Source organism: Methylomarinum sp. Ch1-1, assembly GCF_030717995.2.
Taxonomy (GTDB): domain Bacteria; phylum Pseudomonadota; class Gammaproteobacteria; order Methylococcales; family Methylomonadaceae; genus Methylomarinum; species Methylomarinum roseum.
The window spans coordinates 1,331,502-1,350,665 of record NZ_CP157743.1 but is presented as its reverse complement, the minus strand read 5'-3'; the positions used below and the strand labels follow the sequence as shown (position 1 = coordinate 1,350,665).

Genomic DNA, 19,164 nt, shown 5'->3' with positions numbered 1-19,164 from the left:
CTAATCGCTGTCGCTCAAAACATCGCTAATATCCGCATAAATTTCAAAAACTCGATTCAGCCGGGTCAGCTCGAACATCGAAAGAACTTGGTTTTGAATATTGCTCAACACCAACTTACCGGACCTGGCTGCGGCGTTTTTAAACCCGGACAGCAATGCCCCCAAACCGGAGCTATCGATGAAACGCACCTGATCTAATTTTACGACAATATTAATTTCTCCCTGTTCGATCAGTTTCAACACGGTTTCTTTCAACTCCACCGAGTTATGGGCATCGATGCGTTCCTCGCAAATTTGCAAAATCAGGTAGCCGTTTAATTTTTCATGCTTAAGATTCATCAGAAAACAATTTCGCTCGTGGTCAAGTTTATAGGGTCATGGCAGCAATTCCAATTTGGATGACTAAGAGCGCATGGGGTGTGTTTGGCGAGGATGTCGGCGGCAGGGATACCGCCGTCAAGCCCCCAAGCACAGGTTCACGGCGCTCCTCGACAGACACACCCCTCGCCCTAAACACCTTTAAGGAACGAGTATGAAATAACTTTTCCAAATGTCGTAAGAGGAATCGGTGGCTCGATTGACAGGTGTCGGCGGCAGGGATAGCCGCCGTCAAGCCTACATGGATGTATTCACGGCGTCCTGTCAAGCGAGTTACCGAACCTCCACAAAGCCTACTGTTTCGGGAAGTTATTTTGTGCATATTCCTAAAACGCTCAAACTGGGAATTGCTGGGATCATGGACCCGCATTCAGTTTTGGTTATCAGCAGTTTATTTGTAACAGATTGTTGATGATTACGCATTATCTTTTCCGACAATGGCTGGAATTTTTTGCCGAGCCAGATTGTCTCCCTGCATACCTGCTAACTTAGAGCAATAAAAAAGGCGCCATTAGCCAAATGACGCCTAGCTAGTCTCAGCCCGTCTTCACCAGCTAAGACGGGAGGGGCAGCATGGTCATTCGCCTTCCTTGGCGGCTTCTTCACTTTCCATGATGATGGCGGACATGCAGTTCATCACGCCCTCGGTGTAATTCGCATGGGCTTCGGCCAATTCCTTTGCGGAGCCAAAACTGCTGCGCAGCTCTTCCATCGTCTTCTGCGGGTCTTCCGACTTCGTCAACGTCAACATCTTCGCGTAGTTACGGTAAGCCGTCAGCCGCGTCGGGTCGAAAGGAAACAGCCCCGGCATCTTTTTCGACGTTAAATCGACGACGCAATCGGTCATATGTTGAGGATCGATCTTGTAATCCTTGATGTCCTTTTCGTTCTGCATGCGTTCCAATACCGCCTGCTCAAATTGATTTTTGTCTGCACAACCCACTAAAAACAGGGTGGATAGGCAAAATAACGCTAATTTTTTCATCATTATAAATAATATTGTGTTATGTGGATTGACTGATTTCGGCCATGGCCTGCGCTATCCAGGTCTCTGCCTCAGCATTGATCTCTTTGGCTTTTTTGCCTTCAGTTTGAATAACGGGACCAATTCTGACTTGAATAGTACCGGGGTATTTCAAAAAACTGTATCGTGGCCAGAACTCTCCGGCGTTATGCGCCAGCGGAATGACCGGATAAGCGGATTTTTGCGCCAGCATCGCCCCGCCGGCATTGAACTTTTTATTTTCCCCCGGGGCGGCGCGTGTGCCTTCCGGGAAGATCACGACAAACAAACCTTCCTTCAAGCGCGCCATTCCTTGTTCAATCAAGGCCTTTAACGCCTCGCGCTGATTTTCCCTGTCGATGGCGATAGGCTTTAAAGTCGCCAGCGCCCAACCGCCAATCGGTATCCAGAGCAGGGATCTTTTCAATAATGCGGTTTGCGGGGGCAAAAAAAGACGTAATGCGACCGTTTCCCAGGCTGACTGATGTTTGCTTAGCACAATACAGCTCTGATTCTTGGGTATATTTTCCAAGCCCCGAACTTCATAGGTTAAACCGCAAGTCGTTTTTAACACCCAGAATAAGGTTTTGATCCATAATTGCGCTATTTGATAGCGTATCGAGAACGGCAGCACGCTGGCCAGTAAAATAATCGGTCCGATGATTAACGTCGATATGACAATATAGGCGAATAATAGGCTGGAGCCGATATAAACTCTTAAATTATTTCTCTTTGACGATAAATTTTGCTGCATCATATAAATTCTCAAATACAGGTACGTTAAGATCCGGATTTGCGGCCAAGGTTTTGCATCCTTTGCCCGTTTTCACCAGCATGGGTCGCGCCGAGACGGCTTTGGCAGCCTCGATATCGCGCAACGAATCCCCGATAAAAGGCAGCGCCGTTAATGAAACCTGATAATCCTGGGAAAATTGGCGCAACATGCCGGCTTTGGGTTTACGACAACTACAATCGTCTTCGGGACCATGCGGGCAATAGTAAATCGCCTCGATATTGGCGCCATAGTCGGCCGCCAGATCTTGCATCTTGGCATGAATATTCTGCAACGCGACCTCATCAAACAGGCCGCGGGCCACGCCCGACTGATTACTGATGACCACGACTTTATAGCCGTGTTCATTCAGCAAGGCCAGAGCCTCTAAACTGCCGGGGATGGGCTGCCATTCCTGAGGAGATTTGATAAATTGATCTGAATCATAATTAATGACGCCGTCACGATCAAGCAAGACATAGCGCGGCGTCATGATTGCAGTTTTGAAACATCGGCGATTTTCAAAAATTGATCGGATAGCATCGCCAGCAACGCCAACCGGCTGCTGCGCAGTTCCTGGTCTTCGGTGTTGACCATGACATGATCGAAGAACGCATCGACTGGCTTTCTCAATTGCGCCAACCGATATAATGCCGCCTGATAATTTTTATTATTCAACAATGGCGTGATATCGGCTTCAGCGGCATTGGCGTCGGCCAGCAACTGTTTCTCCTGCGCTTCAACCAATGTGCCGATTTGCTTGGCAACATTACCGTCCGCTTTTTTCAAGATATTAATAATCCTCTTATTGGCTGCGGCGAGGCTTTCCGCTTCGGGCAATTGCCTAAAGTCTTTTACCGCTTGCAGACGCTGCATGAAATCCAGCGGTTTTCCAGGCTTAACACTGATCACCGCCTCAAATTCGTCGGCTCTATACCCCTTGTCCAGACAATAGCCTTTCAATCTGTCAAAGACAAAATCCGACAAGATTTGTCGAGTCGCCGATTTATCAAAGTCATGACTGAATTGAGCCAATGCAACATCGATCAAATCGATCACATCCAGATCGAGTTTATTCTCGATGATGATGCGAAGTATGCCCAGTGTCGCCCTCCTCAACGCATAGGGATCCTTATCCCCGGTCGGGATCAAGCCGGCGCTGAAGATGCCGCATAAGGTGTCGATTTTCTCCGCAATCGAGACGACTTGTCCGGTCTGCGTCGTCGGCGTCGCGCTGCCGGACTGTTTCGGGTAATACTGCTCCTCCAAGGCGACCGCGACCTCTTCCGGTTCTTGGTCGGCCAACGCATAATAACGCCCCATGATGCCTTGCAAACTGGTGAATTCACCGACCATATCGGTGAGCAAATCGGTCTTGGCCAGCATTGCCGCACGCTTAGCCAAACTGACATCGACCTGCATTTGGCCGGCAATATGTTCCGCTAGGAAGCTGACCCGTCTGGTTTTGTCTGCCAGCGTGCCGAGTTTTTTCTGGAAAACAATCGACTCCAGGCTTGCCACCCTGTCTTCCAGCTTCTGCTTTCTATCCTGATTCCAAAAAAATTCGGCATCGGCCAACCGCGGCATGATGACCCGTTCGTTGCCATGCTGGATCGATTCGGGCCGTGAACTCTCGATATTACTGAAGGTAATGAAATGCGGTAACAATCCGCCTTGAGCATTTTTTACCGGAAAATATTTCTGGTTCGTCTGCATCGTCGTGATCAACACTTCTACAGGCAAATCCAGGAAACGCGGATCGAAATTACCGGTTACCGGCACCGGCCACTCATTAATCGCGGCTATCTCTTCCAGTAAATCCTCCTCGATATGCGCGATGCCGTCGACCGCGGCAGCCGCCTCGTGGGCGCACTTGCGAATCATGTTTTTGCGTTGTTCAATGTCGGCGACGACCTTGCCTTTCTTCAACAAGCTGTCGACATAATCGCATGGCTGTTCGATATTAATGGGATCAGGCGCATGGAAGCGATGTCCACGGGTCGCTCTTCCTGTTTTCTGCCCGAGGATTTCGCAGTCTATCACCTGGTCGCCAAACAACAATAGGACCCAATGTACCGGACGGGCAAATTCCGTTTCCCCGCTGCCCCAACGCATACGCTTGGCGATCGGAAGCTGCTGTATGCTCTTTTGCAACAACTCGGGTATTAACGTCTCGGTAGGCTGGCCCTGCACATTCTGGTTAAAGGCCAACCACTCGCCTTTTTCCGTTTTCAGCCGTCCCAATTGCTCCACTGTCACACCACAACTGCGGGCGAAACCTTCGGCCGCCTTGCTAGGGCTACCATCGTCAGTAAATGCCGCTAGTATCGATGGGCCTCTTTTCTCGACGAGTTTATCCGCTTGTGAGGCACACAACTCGTCGATGATGACGGCCAGTCTCCGGGGGGTTGCATAAACCTTGACAGCAGCAAAATCCAAGTCGGCTTCTCGCAAGCCGGCCGTTATGTTGTTTCCCAGGCTGATGCTCAATTTCTGTAAAGACTTCGGCGGCAATTCCTCACAACCGATTTCAAATAACAAGGGTTTGGTGTCCGCCATCATTGCGCTCCCTGCTTGTTTAGAATTGGAAAACCTAGGGCTGCTCGTCTGTTGTAATAAGCTTCCGCGACCGATTTCGACATGTTGCGAACCCTGAGTATATAACGCTGTCTTTCGGTGACCGAGATCGCATGCCTGGCGTCAAGTAGGTTAAAGGCGTGCGATGCTTTTAGCACCATTTCATAGGCCGGCAAAGGCAGGTCTTTTTCGATCAATTGTTGACATTCGCGTTCATAGGTTTCAAAACACGAAAACAAAAACTCTACGTTCGCTTCATCAAAATTAAAAGCCGACATTTCCACTTCATTTTGATGAAAGACATCTCCATAGGTCACCGGCCCTTGGGGGCCGTGTGTCCAAACTAGATCGAAAACGCTCTCGACGCCCTGAATATACATGGCGATACGTTCGAGGCCATAAGTCAATTCTCCGGTGACTGGCTTACATTCCAGCCCGCCGACCTGTTGAAAATAAGTAAATTGCGATACTTCCATGCCATTCAACCAGACTTCCCAACCCAAGCCCCAGGCTCCAAGCGTCGGCGACTCCCAGTTATCTTCGACGAAACGTACATCGTGCTCCAGCAAATCCAGCCCTAAATGGCGTAACGAATTCAAATACAAGTCCTGTATGTCTGCCGGCGATGGTTTCAGTACGACCTGATATTGATAATAATGCTGCAGACGCATCGGATTTTCGCCAAAGCGTCCATCGGTAGGCCTTCTGGAAGGTTGTACATAGGCCGTATTCCATGGCTCCGGCCCTATCGCGCGCAAAAAAGTCGCCGGGTGGAAGGTTCCGGCTCCGACCTCCTGATCTAACGGTTGTAATAATACACAGCCCTGATTGGACCAGTATTCCTGCAAAGCCTGAATCAAGCCTTGAAATGTCGTTAATTGATAATTTTTGCTGGACACGGATAACAATTATTTCTCAATAAAAAGATGAATTATAACTGAAAAGCGCTTGATAAGCATATCGCCTCCCAAATATCCAGCAATCAGTTTGCGTTCAAAAAGGGCATGAGGTGTGTTTGGCGAGGATGTCGGCAGCAAGGATTCCGCCGTCAAGCCCCAAGATATGCCCTAAACATAACGTCAGTTCGGGATATAAGAATCATTCAATCTAAAGGGGTAAGACGGTATCAGGTAGCTCTGGAAGAAGTGTGTGCGGCAGGGTGAGATCGATATTGATGCAAAAAGACTCGAATTTGTCATATAAAAAAAGCCCCCGCCACCTTGCGGCGACGAGGGCTTTCATCCCTATTCTAAAAACTTATGTTTTCAGAAAGCTATCATTAGATGAAAGTTGGGATCAATGGTGCATCTACCTGTACCATTTGACGGTTGCCGTCTTCGTCGAAGAAGAACAACAGACCCGCGAAACGGCTGTCTGGATCGTAGATCAAGTCAGCTAAACGGTAAACTTCCCATGCAGCGTCAGAAGCTGTAACGTTAACAGTTCTAGTCTCACCTGGAGCCAGAGGGCTGTTATCAGAAACAGTCAGACCTTCTTCAGCCAACAGATCATCTGGATAACCAGTTTCATCTTCCAATACATCAGCGTCCAAGAAACGAACAGATGCAGTGTTGAATTCGCCTAAGCGAACTGCTGAATCACCGTTGTTAGTGATGGTCAGTGTCATTTGCATAGCACGACCAGGTACACGGTAAGAAGCGTCTTCAACTTTAACTGCAATAGTTGCTTCTGGCATTTCAATTGGTTTAATGCCACGCATCAAGCCTGCTTGCAGTGGAGTGGTCACTGGGTATTTTTCGTTAGTTGTGCCCATAGAAGCGGCAACGATAACCAAAGTACCAACTGCGAATGCAACACCCACTTTTTTGTCGCCAGCAGAGATCAATGTATCTGCTTTACCACCGCTAACAGCGATGTGACGTGGAATGAAGATAGGACGTTTGAACCAGAACACTAACCATGCCAAGCCTAACGCATACCAGAAAGCATGCCAGAAATAGATGTTATCTAAGGCATAGTCTTCCAGGTCGATAGTTTCGCCTGTCAGAGTAGTGATTGGGTTAACGAACTCGCCCATTGTGCCAGTAATAGTTACCCATTTACCTGGACCAATGATTGGACCACCACCTTCAACGTTCATCATAGTATGAACGTGCCAGTCACCTGGACGACGTGCTTTCAACAACACTTTGAAGTCATAAGTTTCGCCCAGTTCCAGAGTGATTGAACGAGGAACCAGTTGACCACCGATCCAAGAACCTGCACGAATGAAAACAGGACCAGGAATACCGATGTTCAAGAAAGAAACTTCGGGTTTATCAACAGTTTCAGGCCATCCAGCGAAAACGTGGAATTTACCAGAAATTGTCATAGTGTCGTTTACTGCAACTTCGTCTTTTGACCAGTTCAGATCAAACCAGTGAATAGTACGCATACGCATGAACGCAGCCTGTGACTTTTCACCATGTGCGGAAGCTGTAGGTGTGTAAAAAATCGCTGCTGTCATAGTAACCAGCAGTGCGACAAAGGATAGTTTAGCAACCTTGTCTTTTATTATTTTCATATACCCTCCTCTATTACTAGAGAATCTGTAATTTAAGACTTTCTGGCGATGAATCATCGCCAGCCTTCGTTTATTTTGTTGTTAGTTCTTCTTATGAAGCGTCGTCAGCGATGAAGTCTGTTTTAGAGAACCATCTGCCGAAGAAGTGCCACAAGAAGTAAATGATGATAGATACGAAAGCGGAGAAGAACGCTGATACTGGAGCAACGTCTTTACCGAAAGTTCTCAATGTACCTTTCTCAACCATTCTGATGTACTCAGGAGTACCAGTACGTACATAGTGGTAACCTTGTAAATCAGCCAAAGTAAACATCATACCGTTGTATTCAACAGGCACGTGCAATGGAGCGATGATTGGCCAGTTACCTGGGTAGAACAACAGACCGTAAGCCATACCACCGACAACAGCTGTCAGTGTCATAGAACCGCCCAACATCAATACTACGTCAAGAACGATAGCACCTGGGATCAGGTTTGATGGGAATACGAAGTTTACTGGGAAGTAAGTCCAACCCCAGAAGTTCATATAACGGTTGATCCACTCACCCAACAGCAGCGCTAATACAGAAACAGTAGCGCCTACTGGCAGACGGTATCTCCACCACAGACATGCTTGAACGGCAGCAGGGAAAGTGATTGAAACGATAGGTGCTACGGTTACCCATAAACGTCTATCTTTCCAGTCAGTCCAGAAATCCCAGTCACCGCCAGTCAACATGTAGTGAATGTGATAACCGCCGAGAACGGCCGTGAATAGTGTAAAAAGAATCATCCAGTCAAACGCACGGGAAACTTGTACCGCTTCCGCGCGAGATCGTACAGCTGATTGAGATGCGCTCATTGGCTTACCTCCTAAAAATTAAAATTATATTTTTTTATTTACCATCTTCTGATTCGCTCCGCCGCAAGCGGCGGAGCGACCGGAGATAGTATTATTACTTCAAAAGCTAGGCGATTAAGCCAGGTCTTTTTTCAGTAATTTTGTAATTGCCATTACTTCTGTGTTCAATACACCCAGGATACCCAGTGCCGCCCATCCAAAGAATACGAAACCGTAGTGCAATGGAGCAACGAACAGCTCTTCCATAAACCAGAAAGTGTGTCCCCACTCGTTCAGACCAACGTTTGGCAGAATCATGAAAGGACCAATTACGACAACCATATACATCAGGTGTAAACCTTCGTTATAAGTTGGCAGTCTGGTTTTGGCATACAGGAATGCAGCTACACCAGTGATGATGTAGATTGGGTATGACAGATAGAACTCGATGATGTGACTTGGAGTGAAGTCAGTATCGCGAACGATTGTTTGGTGCCATGTACCGTCTTGCTCTGTGAAGTAAGAAGCGCCCCAGTAAATAGCCCAACCGTAGCAAACCAACCATGTCCAGTGAGTAAAGTGTCTTCTCAACTCTTCACGTGGAGTGATGGACATAACTTTACGGTCACGTGATTTCCACAGATAGCCCCAAAGAGCCGCTGAAATCACTACTTCGAGAACCAGCTCGATATACAGCATATTCATCCAGTATGTTTCGAACTCTGGTGCGAATGAGTCCAGTCCTGCGGACCAACCATATACACCTTCGTACCAACGAATGAATGAATAGAAAACAAGATAAAGAGCAATACCTGCCCACAGATTTGTTTTATTTAATAGCGGTGCTTCCGCAGCATCAGCTTTAACTGACTCAGTTGTAGCAGCCATTTCTACCTCCTAAAAGATTATATAATCCCCGGTTTACCGGGAGTTCTTGTTCACATCCATTTACACCCTGCCTCAAATTCATGAAAGCAGCGCCACTCCTCCATAATGGTGTTTGAGAGTCTACCAGTTCGGCGGCCCATGTCAAGACAAATGCCTCTATTTTTTTCCGCCCTTCTTCTAATAGACTATAAACAATTGATTTCCTTTCTATTCATGCCTAGTTTTTGATAGAATTGCGCCATGACCCGCCTTGCAGAGATGGGTTTTATACCAACTATTAACGCACAATCCATCCAACTTGATACTCTGATAAAGCAATAATCCATTTAGATATTCATATTATAACTATTACAAATACCAAATATCATTATATTATTAAACAATGAAAACCAAATATAAAATTGTCCTTTTTGTCGTCTCCCTGACTGGGTTGATCGTACTTCAAGCAAAAGTCATATTACCCATCGTCTATGACGTCATTGCTTCCGACCTATTCCTGGAAGATAGCGGAGATGACGCTAATTATTACAACACGGCCGCAACCGACATGACCGGCTATGCCTTTGACCAATGTAATTTTTACATTGCTAACGACCTGGATTCGGACATAGTCGTCTCGTTTACCAGTCAGCCGGTGAATGCCTGGAACTTAGGTAATTTTCAATATGTCATTAACGCCGATATTGACATAATGCCTGAAAATGCGGCCGCCTTTACCCGCCGCTATGTCTGCCGCATTAAATACGACAACGGCAACGACCCTTCAGGCGCCGCCAACTCCGACAACTGGTCTATCGACGGCATCAGCGGCCTGGACGACCTATAGAACTTCTTGATTACTTATAATTCTCAGCTACTTGGCGAGTGTTCGGTGGCTTGATCTGCAAGTGTGTGAGGCATGACAAATTTTTGCTCCTTGCAAAATCTGCATTTCCACCATCCCTGGCGGTCAGATGCCGAACCCAAGCTTATAGGGATATATTCACCCAGCACCTAAATTCCATAGGCTAATGGCTAGCGATAAATCATCTCCGTTTATTTAGGTGCTGGGTGAACAGCGTCTTGCAGAGCGAGTTACCGAACGCTCGTTTTTCACCTATCTTAGCAAGCACCCTTAATGCAGTTAATAATTATTCTTTAAAGCTGGCGGGTAATTTATTCAGCGTAGTTTTACTAAGAGGGAGTAGGTCATTGATTTATCGGGCTGTCTGCAACAGGACGTTGCAGTCAGAGCTTACATGGATGTATTCACGCGTCCCGAGAAATCAATGACCTACTGCCTAAAACCCGAAAGATACTGAATAGTTACGCTGGCGGAAACTTATGGGATTAGGTCGCGTTTTAATATCAGACAAAAAAGGGGGCGCAAAGCCCCCTTTTTTATGCCCGCGCACTCGCTTTTTTATTTCAAAGCCCTGTAGCGCTCCATTAAACCCAAATCCTGAGCGACTTTTTCGCAGGTAATTTTGCCTCGATAGGTATTAATGGCTCTTGCGAACCCTTGATCTTCCAGCAACCGTTCGATGCCATTTTCAGCAATTTTCTCGACATAAGCGATCGTCGCGTCAGCCAATGCTATCGTCGATGTGCGTGGATACGCCCCCGGCATATTGGTTACGCAATAATGGATGACATCATGGACGACAAACACCGGATCTGAATGCGTCGTCGGCCTTGAGGTTTCAAAGCACCCCCCCTGGTCAATACTGACGTCGACCGCTACCGAGCCGGGAGGCATCGTTTTCACCATCGCCTCGGTCAAGACCTTCGGCGCCCTCGCCCCTCTGCTCAATACCGCTCCCACCACCAAATCGACTTCCGGCGCATGCGCCTGAATGCTCTCCGAACTGGACAATAAAAAACGTACATCGCCGATAATATCTGATTTTATGGCCTGAAATTTCTGTTCGTCGAGCCCAGCGACATAAACGGTCGCCCCCATCGCCGCCGCAACCTTAGCGGCATGCCGACCCACCACCCCATCGCCTATCACCAAGACCTTGCCGGAGCTCTTACCTAAGACGGTGGCTAACTGCATACCGCGCCCCCGATTAAAGGAAGCTAAATAATAGCTTCCCATCAGCACCGCCATATTGCCGGCCACCGCGCTCATCGGCGCCAGGATCGGTAATCCGCCCCGCGAGTCTTCCAGCGTTTCATAGGCGATCGCGGTCGTTTGTTTTTCCAACAACTCTTCGGTCAATGCGATATCCACGCCGCTTAAATGAAAAAACGTAAAGACCATCTGTTGATCAAGAAAACGGTATTCCGATGGCAGCGGCTCTTTGACTTTGACCACCAAATCGACCGACCAAGCGTCTGCAGCGGCAACCATTTCCGCTCCCGCCTGCCGATATTGATGATCCGAGAAACCCGAGCCATCCCCTGCGCCAAATTCCACCAGCAGCCGATGCCCTAATCCCACCAGCCTGGCGACGCCATCCGGCGTCATCGCCACCCGGCATTCCTTATCTTTGATTTCTTTCAGGACTCCGATACGCATAGATTTTATCCGCTTATTTGATTGCCAATTCAATACCGTTGGATTTTAGACCTCAATCATCGAGTCTAATAATCATCGAAGACTCGATAACGTCCTTCTTTATCGAAGGATATCACCTGATAAGGATCCTTTCTTCCGCCCATTTCCATGCCGGGTGTGCCCACGGGCATACCGGGAACCGATATGCCTACAACATCTGGCTTCATCTCTAACAAACGCTTAATGTCTCTGGCCGGCACATGCCCTTCTATGACATAACCATCAATGACGGCGGTATGGCAAGACGCCATCTCGCGCGGCACGCCATATTTGTCCTTGATCGCCTGCATGTCGTCGCTGACGACATCTTTAATTTTGAACCGCTGATCCCTTAGATGCTGGACCCATTTGCCGCAACAACCGCAAGTTGGGCTGCGATAAACGACGATTTCCGGCACTCCTCCCGCCATGTTTTGTGACTCCGAGTTAGCGACAAAACTGATGAACAGCAATAGCGAAAACAAAGTGATTTTAAAAATATTCATAGATCTTCCTCATTATTATTGGCCGTTCAATGTGACGATTAGCGTTCGCCCTCCAGCCCGATTGCGATGCTCGCATAAATAGATGCCCTGCCAGGCGCCCAAGGCCAGGCGTCCTGCGCGTATTGGAATGGTCAACCCGGTTCCGAGCAACACAGATTTGATATGCGCCGGCATATCATCGTCGCCTTCCAGCGTATGCCGGTAATAAGGCTCGTTTTCCGCGACCGCCCTGGAAAAATAGGCCTCCATATCATGTCGAACATCGGGATCGGCGTTTTCATTAATCGCCAACGAAGCCGAAGTATGCTGAATGAATAAATGCGCCAGGCCCACCTGCATTTTCTTGAGCTCCGGTATTTCGTCGACGATATGACGACTAATCAGATGGAAACCACGGCTCACCGCCGGTAATTTAATTTCTTTTTGTATCCACATAACAAAACACAAGGGTCATTATTCAGCGTAGTTTAATCAGAGTTTTTGAACGCCAAACTTGGAATTGCCGACAGAATAATATTGGCTATGTACTAGAATCCGCCACCCGCTCAGCGATGAAACTGTGGGCTGATTTCGTGTACCGCATCCACCATGGCCTTGACATGGTCTGGGTTCACATCCGGCAAGATGCCATGGCCCAGATTAAACACATGCCCAGATCCTTGACCATATTTTTCCAGGATCGTTCGCACCTTTTCTCGAATCACCTCGGGTTCCGCATATAAGGCGATAGGATCCATGTTACCCTGCAGCGCGACCTTGTCTCCGACCCGCGTCCTGGCTTGACCAATATCCGTCTGCCAATCCAGGCCCAGCGCCTCGTATCCCGAGTCCGCCATCGCTTCCAGCCATAAACCGCCGCCTTTGGTGAACAACAAAGTCGGTATCTGCCGGCCATCCACTTGCGTTTTTAACAATTGCCTGACTTTTCGGGCGTATTTTAACGAAAATTCGATATAATCTTCCGAACTCAGCATTCCCCCCCAGGTATCGAACACCATCACCGCTTCAGCGCCGGCTTCGATTTGCGCATTGAGATAGGCGGCAACCGCTTGCGCCAGCTTATCCAGCATTTGATGCATCAGTTGCGGTTGTTCATACATCATGCTTTTGACTTTTTGAAAACTCTTGCTCGAGCCTCCCTCGACCATATAGGTGGCCAATGTCCAAGGACTGCCGGAAAAGCCGATTAACGGCACCCGTCCCTGCAGGTTTTTTTTGATGAGACTGACCGCATCGACGACATAACGTAATTCAAGCATCGGGTCTGGAACAGCCAGTTTATCCACATCGGCCTTGCAGCGTATCGGATGCTTAAACTTCGGTCCTTCCCCTTCACTAAAATAAAGCCCCAACCCCATGGCATCGGGAATCGTCAAAATATCGGAAAACAAGATCGCCGCATCAAAGTCGAAACGCTCCAACGGCTGTAACGTGACCTCACAGGCCAGTTCCGGGTTAGTACACAGATTCATAAAGCTGCCTGCCTTTGCTCGCACCGCACGATATTCCGGCAAATAACGTCCCGCTTGTCTCATCATCCAGACCGGCGTCCTGTCTACAGGCTGTTTCAATAAGGTTTTTATAAAAATATCGTTTTTTAATGATGTCATTATCAAAAATAAGGAGTTGCTTTTAAAATATCCGCGCCAGAGCGTAACACCCGCCCTGGCGAGAGCGAGCCAAACAATGCAGCTTGCTTGATCTCTAGGCTATTGTCAAAAAGGACGCTCACGATTCGGCTAGCTGCCGCTGCAAGTCCTTGAATTTTCTAACCCAGGCTTTACGAAAAGGGGACGGCAAGTTTTTTCGGGTTTTAACGGCTTCGGACGAGCTTACAAAAGCCCCGTAGATCAGCACATATTGAGTCAGCCCCCGTTTATCCACTTTGAAATATTTAATCGAGCCACTGTATTGCGGATATTTCCGCAGTAATTCCTGCACCGACTGCTTCTTCGACAACACCATCAACTGCATCGTGTAATGTTCCTGATCCTGCCGTTTCACCCAGCCAGTGTCATCGTCATCCCGTCGCTTATCGTTGGGGCTGGCCTTCACCTCATCCGCAGCAACCGCGTTTTTTTCTTCAACGGCTGAAACAGCATTGACTTCCGTGGCGCCGGTTAGCTCTTCGTTTGGTTTTTCGTCGGCTTCCGTTTGCTGCGTGATGCCGCTGCCGTCATCAGCCGGCCCTAACGATGACTCGCCATCACCGGCTTGTTGCTCGACGATCGGTGGTTGTATCTTGACGGTAGCGGGATCTATTTCCTCTTCCTTGAACAACTGACGCGACGCCTCCGCGTTCGAAGTCACGACCGTATCCTGACTGTCCGAGTCGCTCGGGCGCTGCCGCCTAGCTGATCGCACCTGCTCTGAATCAGTTATTTTGGTCTGTTCGGCAGATTGCATCTTGACCATGGTCAGATTCTCTTGCTTAATCCGCGACGACGATATTTTCGGCGGCCGTGACGAATCGTCTTTATTGACGTAATACGTCGAGGCTACAATCAGCAACACAAACAACAGCGCCGCAGCGCCGCCCCACTTGGCGCCCCCCTTCGATTCATAATTGGATAAGCGCGGCAGTTCGGCCACAATTCTTCCTGGAATGCCATGAGTCTCGCCATAAAGATTATCCACCAAGACTTCGGTCACGGCATTAAACGAAATAGCCGCCCCGGGTTGCGCCGATAAATTCTGCAAGAATGTCATACACTGCTTCTTACTTAACGGTGGAATCTCGATGAAATGACAATCATTTATGAGGCTGTCGGAACTGCTCTTGACATGCAATTCATCATGGGTCAACGCCAGCACTAGACGTAAACAGCCATGGGCATTGGCGTATTGAATCAAGGACGAAACCAAACCCGGTACTAACCTACCGGCATCATCGATGATTAAAACGACTTTACGATTGCTCTTCTGGTAGCGACTCAAATTCGCCGACAAGTCGGTTCCGGAAAATTGTGCATCCAACTTCGCCAACTGCACGTTAAATTGCTCAACGATACGTTCAAAACTCAGGGAGGATGTCGCATTCAGCAGACAAATCGGCCAACGCTCGTTATTATGCTCGGCCAGCGTTTCCAACAGCTTAGTTTTACCAATCCCCTGGGGGCCACATACAACCAGGGACTGATTGAGATTGCTGATCAAGTGTATCAGCAAATCCAGCTTCTGCGCGCGTTCAAGTGTTATCAACGAGAGTGTCGACGACTTGCTTTGTGACGCGCTCGCCGCCTTCTGCTGATGAGTAAGGGAATCGCTACCCGGCATAGTTTTCTAGGGTTTGTTCTAATAAAGTCGGATCTACATTAACAGGCAGCGAAGCTTTACCCAAAGCCTCCAACAATATGACTCGGATTTTGCCATCGACATTCTTCTTATCGACGGACATCAAGTCGATATAGCGGTCCACCGTCATTGCCTTAGGAGGAATGACCGGCAACGCGGCCGCCTTAAATATCGCGCTGATTCTGGCGACATCGGCCTCGCCCAACCACCCCAAGCGATGCGACAAATCCGCGGCGAAACAGGTGCCGATCGCGACCGCTTCGCCGTGCAGATATTGCCCATATCCTACGCCGGTTTCGATCGCGTGCCCAAATGTGTGGCCTAGATTCAGCGTAGCCCTAACCCCCGACTCGTACTCGTCTTCGGCAACGACTTCCGCCTTGTTTTGACAAGAACGCTCAATGGCGTAAGCCAAGGCGTCATCGTCTCTATTCAGTAATAACGACATGTTCCGTTCCAACCATTCGAAAAAAGGCAGGTCTCTGATCAAGCCATATTTGATAACCTCAGCGATGCCCGCCGATAACTGCCTGTCGGGCAAGGTCTTCAGCACGCCGGTGTCGGCAATCACGCATTGCGGCTGATAGAAAGCGCCTATCATGTTTTTGCCGAGCGGATGGTTCACGCCGGTTTTACCGCCGACCGACGAATCCACTTGCGCCAGCAAGGTGGTTGGAACCTGAATAAAAGCGATGCCGCGCTGATAACAGGCGGCGGCAAACCCGCCCATATCGCCGATCACCCCACCTCCTAATGCGATCAGCGTGGCATTTCGACTAAATTTTTTTTCCAGCAGATGATCAAAAATCTTGCCAACATATTCCAGGGTCTTGTATTGCTCGCCATCGGGAATAATGACCGTTTCCTGCTGATAGCCGATCAAGGCGCGTTGCAACGCCGATAAATATAAAGGGGCTATCGTTTCATTGCTGACGATGACGACTTGTTTGGAATGGACATGGCGGGCCAGCAGATCCTGTTGTTGCAGCAAACTGGCGCCTATATATATAGGGTAACTTCTATCCTTTAAATCTACACGTAATTCTTTCATCTTGTTCAGCTTCTGTTTTGCGCCTTAAACTCTTTCAAAATATTTTTAACGACCAGCTTACTCGGCATTATGCCAGTATCTATTTTATAATCGGCGCAGCTCAAATACAGAGGCTCTCTCTCCGCATACAGCGTTTCTAAGCGCGCCCTTGGATTGTCGGTGTTCAATAGCGGCCTTTGATTGTCGCGCCGAGTTCTATGGAGAATTTTATCGACCGAACACTGCAAGTACACTACAAAGCCGTATTGTTGCAAAGCGATTCGATTCTGCTCCCTAATAATCGCCCCTCCACCGGTCGCCAAGACGATTCCTTCCAGCCTGGTCAACTGTTCGATCACCGCCATTTCACGGAGCCTAAAGCCTTCCTCTCCCTCATACTCGAAAATCGTAGGAATATTGACGCCGGTACTATCTTCAATCGCCTTGTCGCTATCATAAAAGTGCAGGCCTAACGCCTTTGCCAATTGCCTGCCGATGGTGGTCTTACCCGCCCCCATCAGCCCGACCAGATAGATATTTTTTGCTTGCTTCATGTACGGCGTCTTAAAAATCTACATAAAAAAAGGGGCATTATGCCCCTTTTTTTAGTGAAAGTGTAAATTGTTAATCTACCGATAAAGTGCTTTTGATGATTTTAGGCGTTATAAACATTAACAACTCTCTTTTAACGTCACTTTCGATGTTCTTCCTAAACAAGAACCCTACCCCCGGCAAATCGGAGAAAAAAGGCACCCTGAACACGTTTTTCCCGGAGTCTTCTTCATACACACCGCCGACAACTATCGTCTCTCCATCCTTGACCTGTACGGTGGTGGTAATTTCCCGGTTGGCGAAATCCACGGAATTAGGTATTTCATTGTCTTTCTTAATCAACAGATCCATAATGACTTCACCATTAGGCGTGATCTGAGGCGTCACTTCCAACTCCAGGACAACATCGACAAAGGCTTGGGTCGGAGGATTATTCGCCGACCCGGGCGTCGTGATTTGCTTCTGAATCCCTTGTTTGATGACCGCTTTAACTCTATCGGTCGTCATGATTCGAGGATTGGAAAGGATTTCGCCCCGATTCTCGTTCTCCAATGCCGAAAGCTCTAGGTTAAGAACATAATCGGCCGCCCTAGCCAACGTCATGCCTAAGGCTCCCGCAGGGTGACTGGCAATCGCCTGAGCGCCAAGATCGACAAGAGTGTCATTTATCGTGCCGATATTGCCTTCATCGTCGGCCTGGGCATTACTGTTTGAAGCGGTGCCGGACCCGCCAATCGCAAATGTCTTACCGCTGCCGATGCTGGCCATTTTGGCCACACCAAATTTCACGCCCAGCTCCTGGGCAAAGTTTTTATCGGCGATCACAATTCTCGACTCAATCAGCACCTGTCTGACCGGAATATCCAACAGATTAATCAGCTTGCGTATCTCCTCCAATTGCTTGGCGGTGTCCCTGACTATCAGCGTGTTGGTTCTAGGATCGACGATGACCGTGCCCCTTCTGGACACCAATCTTAATTCATCTTGATCAATACCTCTTACCCCGCCGGACGACAACGGTGCAGATTGAGCAACTGAGCCCATACCGCTTCTGCCGCCCTGACCGGTTTGCCCCCTGGATAACAGCATATTGCGAAAATCCTCGGCCTTGGCGTAATTGATCTGAATATATTCGGTAACCAAAGGCTCCAGCTTCTGCACCACTTTTTTGGCGGCTAACTCTTCTTCTTCCATCTTGGTGATTTCAGTCGCCGGCGCGACGAAAATGACATTGCCGCTTTCTCTTTTCGCCAAGCCTTTGGATTTCAGCACCAATGCCAAGGCCTGATCCCAGGGCACATCATTCAATCTCAAGGTCACCGAACCGCCTACCGAATCCGAGGCGATGATATTGAGCTCGGTGAAATCCGCCAAAATCTGCAACACCGACCTGACTTCAATATCCTGAAAATTCAGTGATAATTTATCGCCGCTATAAGGGAACTTTTCCTTTAACTTAGCCGCTTTTTCTTCGACGCTAAGAGGGGTGAATTCTACCGTCAGCAAGCCTTCTGACTGAAAAGACGAGTAGTCATAATTCGCATCGATAGTCGATACGGTGACATTTACGCCATTGCCGCGAGGGCTGGCATCGACTCTCTGTACCGGGGTAGCAAAATCGGTTACATCATAACTCTTGGCCAGGGCATCGGGAATCTTGGTATTCAAAAAGTTCAATATGACTTTCCCGCCCCTTTCTTTCACATCGACAACGGTATTGGGATTGGACAATGACAGCATTAAGCGCCCTTCGCCTTGGGGCCCCCTTCTGAAATCGACGCCCTTAATGAGCTGTTGCGGAATCAATTTACTGACGCTGCTTTGCTTCAGCTGCTTCTTGACGACGTTGTTACTCGCAGCGACGGATTTGGCCGCATTTAGCACGAGTAACAACTTGTTGTCGACAATCTTGGTTTCATAGTCGACCGCTTCAAGCAGATTCACGACCACCCGAGTCCGACCGCCGGCCTCGACGACATAAACGGTCTTTGCCGCTCCCTGATTGATGGGAAAACTTTTTTTCGCCAAATGGCTCACGACACCGACAAAGTCCAGGGCGATTCTAGCCGGGTTGTCGGTTTGAAATATCTTCGGCTCACTCACCGCTGTATTCATTTGCAACTGCAACTGAACTCTATTTCCAGCCAACGAGGAAAACTGTAATGATTCGATTGCTTTTTCACTAGCGGAGATGGAATGGGCTTGTAACAACAAAACCAAAGCTGCCGCCAACCAGCTAAGTTTCAACTGGTCCGGTAAATTCCAAAAATATTTTTTTTGCTTAGTATTCATATTCAAC

At 48.4% G+C, this 19,164-nt stretch carries 18 protein-coding genes; 1 reads left to right on the top strand and 17 read right to left on the bottom strand.

Annotation, left to right across the window (positions count from 1 at the left end):
• The 9 genes from Q9L42_RS06605 to amoC all read right to left on the bottom strand — a co-directional run bounded on the left by Q9L42_RS06605 (position 1) and on the right by amoC (position 8,962).
• Entirely contained in the window at positions 1 to 339 is a 339-nt protein-coding gene (locus tag Q9L42_RS06605; protein WP_305909218.1) for an STAS domain-containing protein, read from the bottom strand.
• 616 nt (positions 340 to 955) lie between these two features.
• Positions 956 to 1,366, bottom strand: a complete 411-nt coding sequence (locus Q9L42_RS06600) for a hypothetical protein (RefSeq protein WP_349432371.1) — start codon at positions 1,364 to 1,366, stop codon at positions 956 to 958.
• Between the two features lie 16 nt (positions 1,367 to 1,382).
• Positions 1,383 to 2,138, bottom strand: coding sequence for a lysophospholipid acyltransferase family protein (locus tag Q9L42_RS06595; protein WP_305909219.1), 756 nt, complete (start codon positions 2,136 to 2,138; stop codon positions 1,383 to 1,385).
• Positions 2,104 to 2,646: a D-glycero-beta-D-manno-heptose 1,7-bisphosphate 7-phosphatase gene (gene gmhB, locus Q9L42_RS06590; RefSeq protein WP_305909220.1), complete on the bottom strand. Its 543-nt coding sequence runs from the start codon at positions 2,644 to 2,646 to the stop codon at positions 2,104 to 2,106. Before gmhB ends, Q9L42_RS06595 begins: the two co-directional genes overlap by 35 nt.
• Positions 2,643 to 4,712, bottom strand: coding sequence for a glycine--tRNA ligase subunit beta (gene glyS / locus Q9L42_RS06585; protein WP_349432744.1), 2,070 nt, complete (start codon positions 4,710 to 4,712; stop codon positions 2,643 to 2,645). The genes gmhB and glyS overlap by 4 nt, the downstream gene beginning before the upstream one ends.
• A complete protein-coding gene (glyQ, locus tag Q9L42_RS06580) occupies positions 4,712 to 5,629 on the bottom strand; it encodes a glycine--tRNA ligase subunit alpha (protein ID WP_305910273.1) in 918 nt (305 codons plus the stop codon). Before glyQ ends, glyS begins: the two co-directional genes overlap by 1 nt.
• Before the next feature lie 380 nt (positions 5,630 to 6,009).
• Positions 6,010 to 7,254 carry a bacterial ammonia monooxygenase, subunit AmoB gene (gene amoB / locus Q9L42_RS06575; protein ID WP_305909221.1) on the bottom strand — a complete coding sequence of 415 codons (1,245 nt, stop codon included), beginning with the start codon at positions 7,252 to 7,254 and terminating at the stop codon, positions 6,010 to 6,012.
• A gap of 91 nt (positions 7,255 to 7,345) precedes the next feature.
• Positions 7,346 to 8,095 (bottom strand): bacterial ammonia monooxygenase, subunit AmoA, encoded by a 750-nt coding sequence (gene amoA, locus Q9L42_RS06570; protein WP_305909222.1) that lies wholly within the window; start codon positions 8,093 to 8,095, stop codon positions 7,346 to 7,348.
• Between the two features lie 114 nt (positions 8,096 to 8,209).
• Positions 8,210 to 8,962, bottom strand: a complete 753-nt coding sequence (gene amoC, locus Q9L42_RS06565; protein ID WP_305909223.1) for a bacterial ammonia monooxygenase, subunit AmoC — start codon at positions 8,960 to 8,962, stop codon at positions 8,210 to 8,212.
• Between the two features lie 382 nt (positions 8,963 to 9,344).
• On the opposite strand from amoC, the gene Q9L42_RS06560 reads away from it, so the two are divergent.
• Positions 9,345 to 9,788: a hypothetical protein gene (locus tag Q9L42_RS06560; protein ID WP_305909224.1), complete on the top strand. Its 444-nt coding sequence runs from the start codon at positions 9,345 to 9,347 to the stop codon at positions 9,786 to 9,788.
• 576 nt (positions 9,789 to 10,364) lie between these two features.
• Here Q9L42_RS06560 and ald read toward each other — a convergent pair.
• From ald to pilQ, 8 genes are all read right to left on the bottom strand, one after another.
• Entirely contained in the window at positions 10,365 to 11,465 is a 1,101-nt protein-coding gene (ald, locus tag Q9L42_RS06555; RefSeq protein ID WP_349432366.1) for an alanine dehydrogenase, read from the bottom strand.
• Positions 11,466 to 11,530: 65 nt separating this feature from the next.
• Positions 11,531 to 11,989, bottom strand: a complete 459-nt coding sequence (locus tag Q9L42_RS06550) for a DUF411 domain-containing protein (protein WP_305909225.1) — start codon at positions 11,987 to 11,989, stop codon at positions 11,531 to 11,533.
• Between the two features lie 15 nt (positions 11,990 to 12,004).
• Positions 12,005 to 12,424: a secondary thiamine-phosphate synthase enzyme YjbQ gene (locus Q9L42_RS06545; RefSeq protein ID WP_305909226.1), complete on the bottom strand. Its 420-nt coding sequence runs from the start codon at positions 12,422 to 12,424 to the stop codon at positions 12,005 to 12,007.
• A 110-nt stretch (positions 12,425 to 12,534) separates the two neighbouring features.
• Positions 12,535 to 13,599, bottom strand: coding sequence for a uroporphyrinogen decarboxylase (hemE, locus tag Q9L42_RS06540; RefSeq protein WP_349432364.1), 1,065 nt, complete (start codon positions 13,597 to 13,599; stop codon positions 12,535 to 12,537).
• Positions 13,600 to 13,717: 118 nt separating this feature from the next.
• Positions 13,718 to 15,265: an AAA family ATPase gene (locus tag Q9L42_RS06535; RefSeq protein ID WP_349432362.1), complete on the bottom strand. Its 1,548-nt coding sequence runs from the start codon at positions 15,263 to 15,265 to the stop codon at positions 13,718 to 13,720.
• Positions 15,255 to 16,334, bottom strand: a complete 1,080-nt coding sequence (gene aroB / locus Q9L42_RS06530) for a 3-dehydroquinate synthase (RefSeq protein ID WP_349432360.1) — start codon at positions 16,332 to 16,334, stop codon at positions 15,255 to 15,257. Before aroB ends, Q9L42_RS06535 begins: the two co-directional genes overlap by 11 nt.
• A gap of 5 nt (positions 16,335 to 16,339) precedes the next feature.
• Entirely contained in the window at positions 16,340 to 16,867 is a 528-nt protein-coding gene (gene aroK / locus Q9L42_RS06525; RefSeq protein WP_305909230.1) for a shikimate kinase AroK, read from the bottom strand.
• A 70-nt stretch (positions 16,868 to 16,937) separates the two neighbouring features.
• Positions 16,938 to 19,157 (bottom strand): type IV pilus secretin PilQ, encoded by a 2,220-nt coding sequence (gene pilQ / locus Q9L42_RS06520; protein WP_349432358.1) that lies wholly within the window; start codon positions 19,155 to 19,157, stop codon positions 16,938 to 16,940.
• Positions 19,158 to 19,164 lie beyond the last annotated feature (7 nt).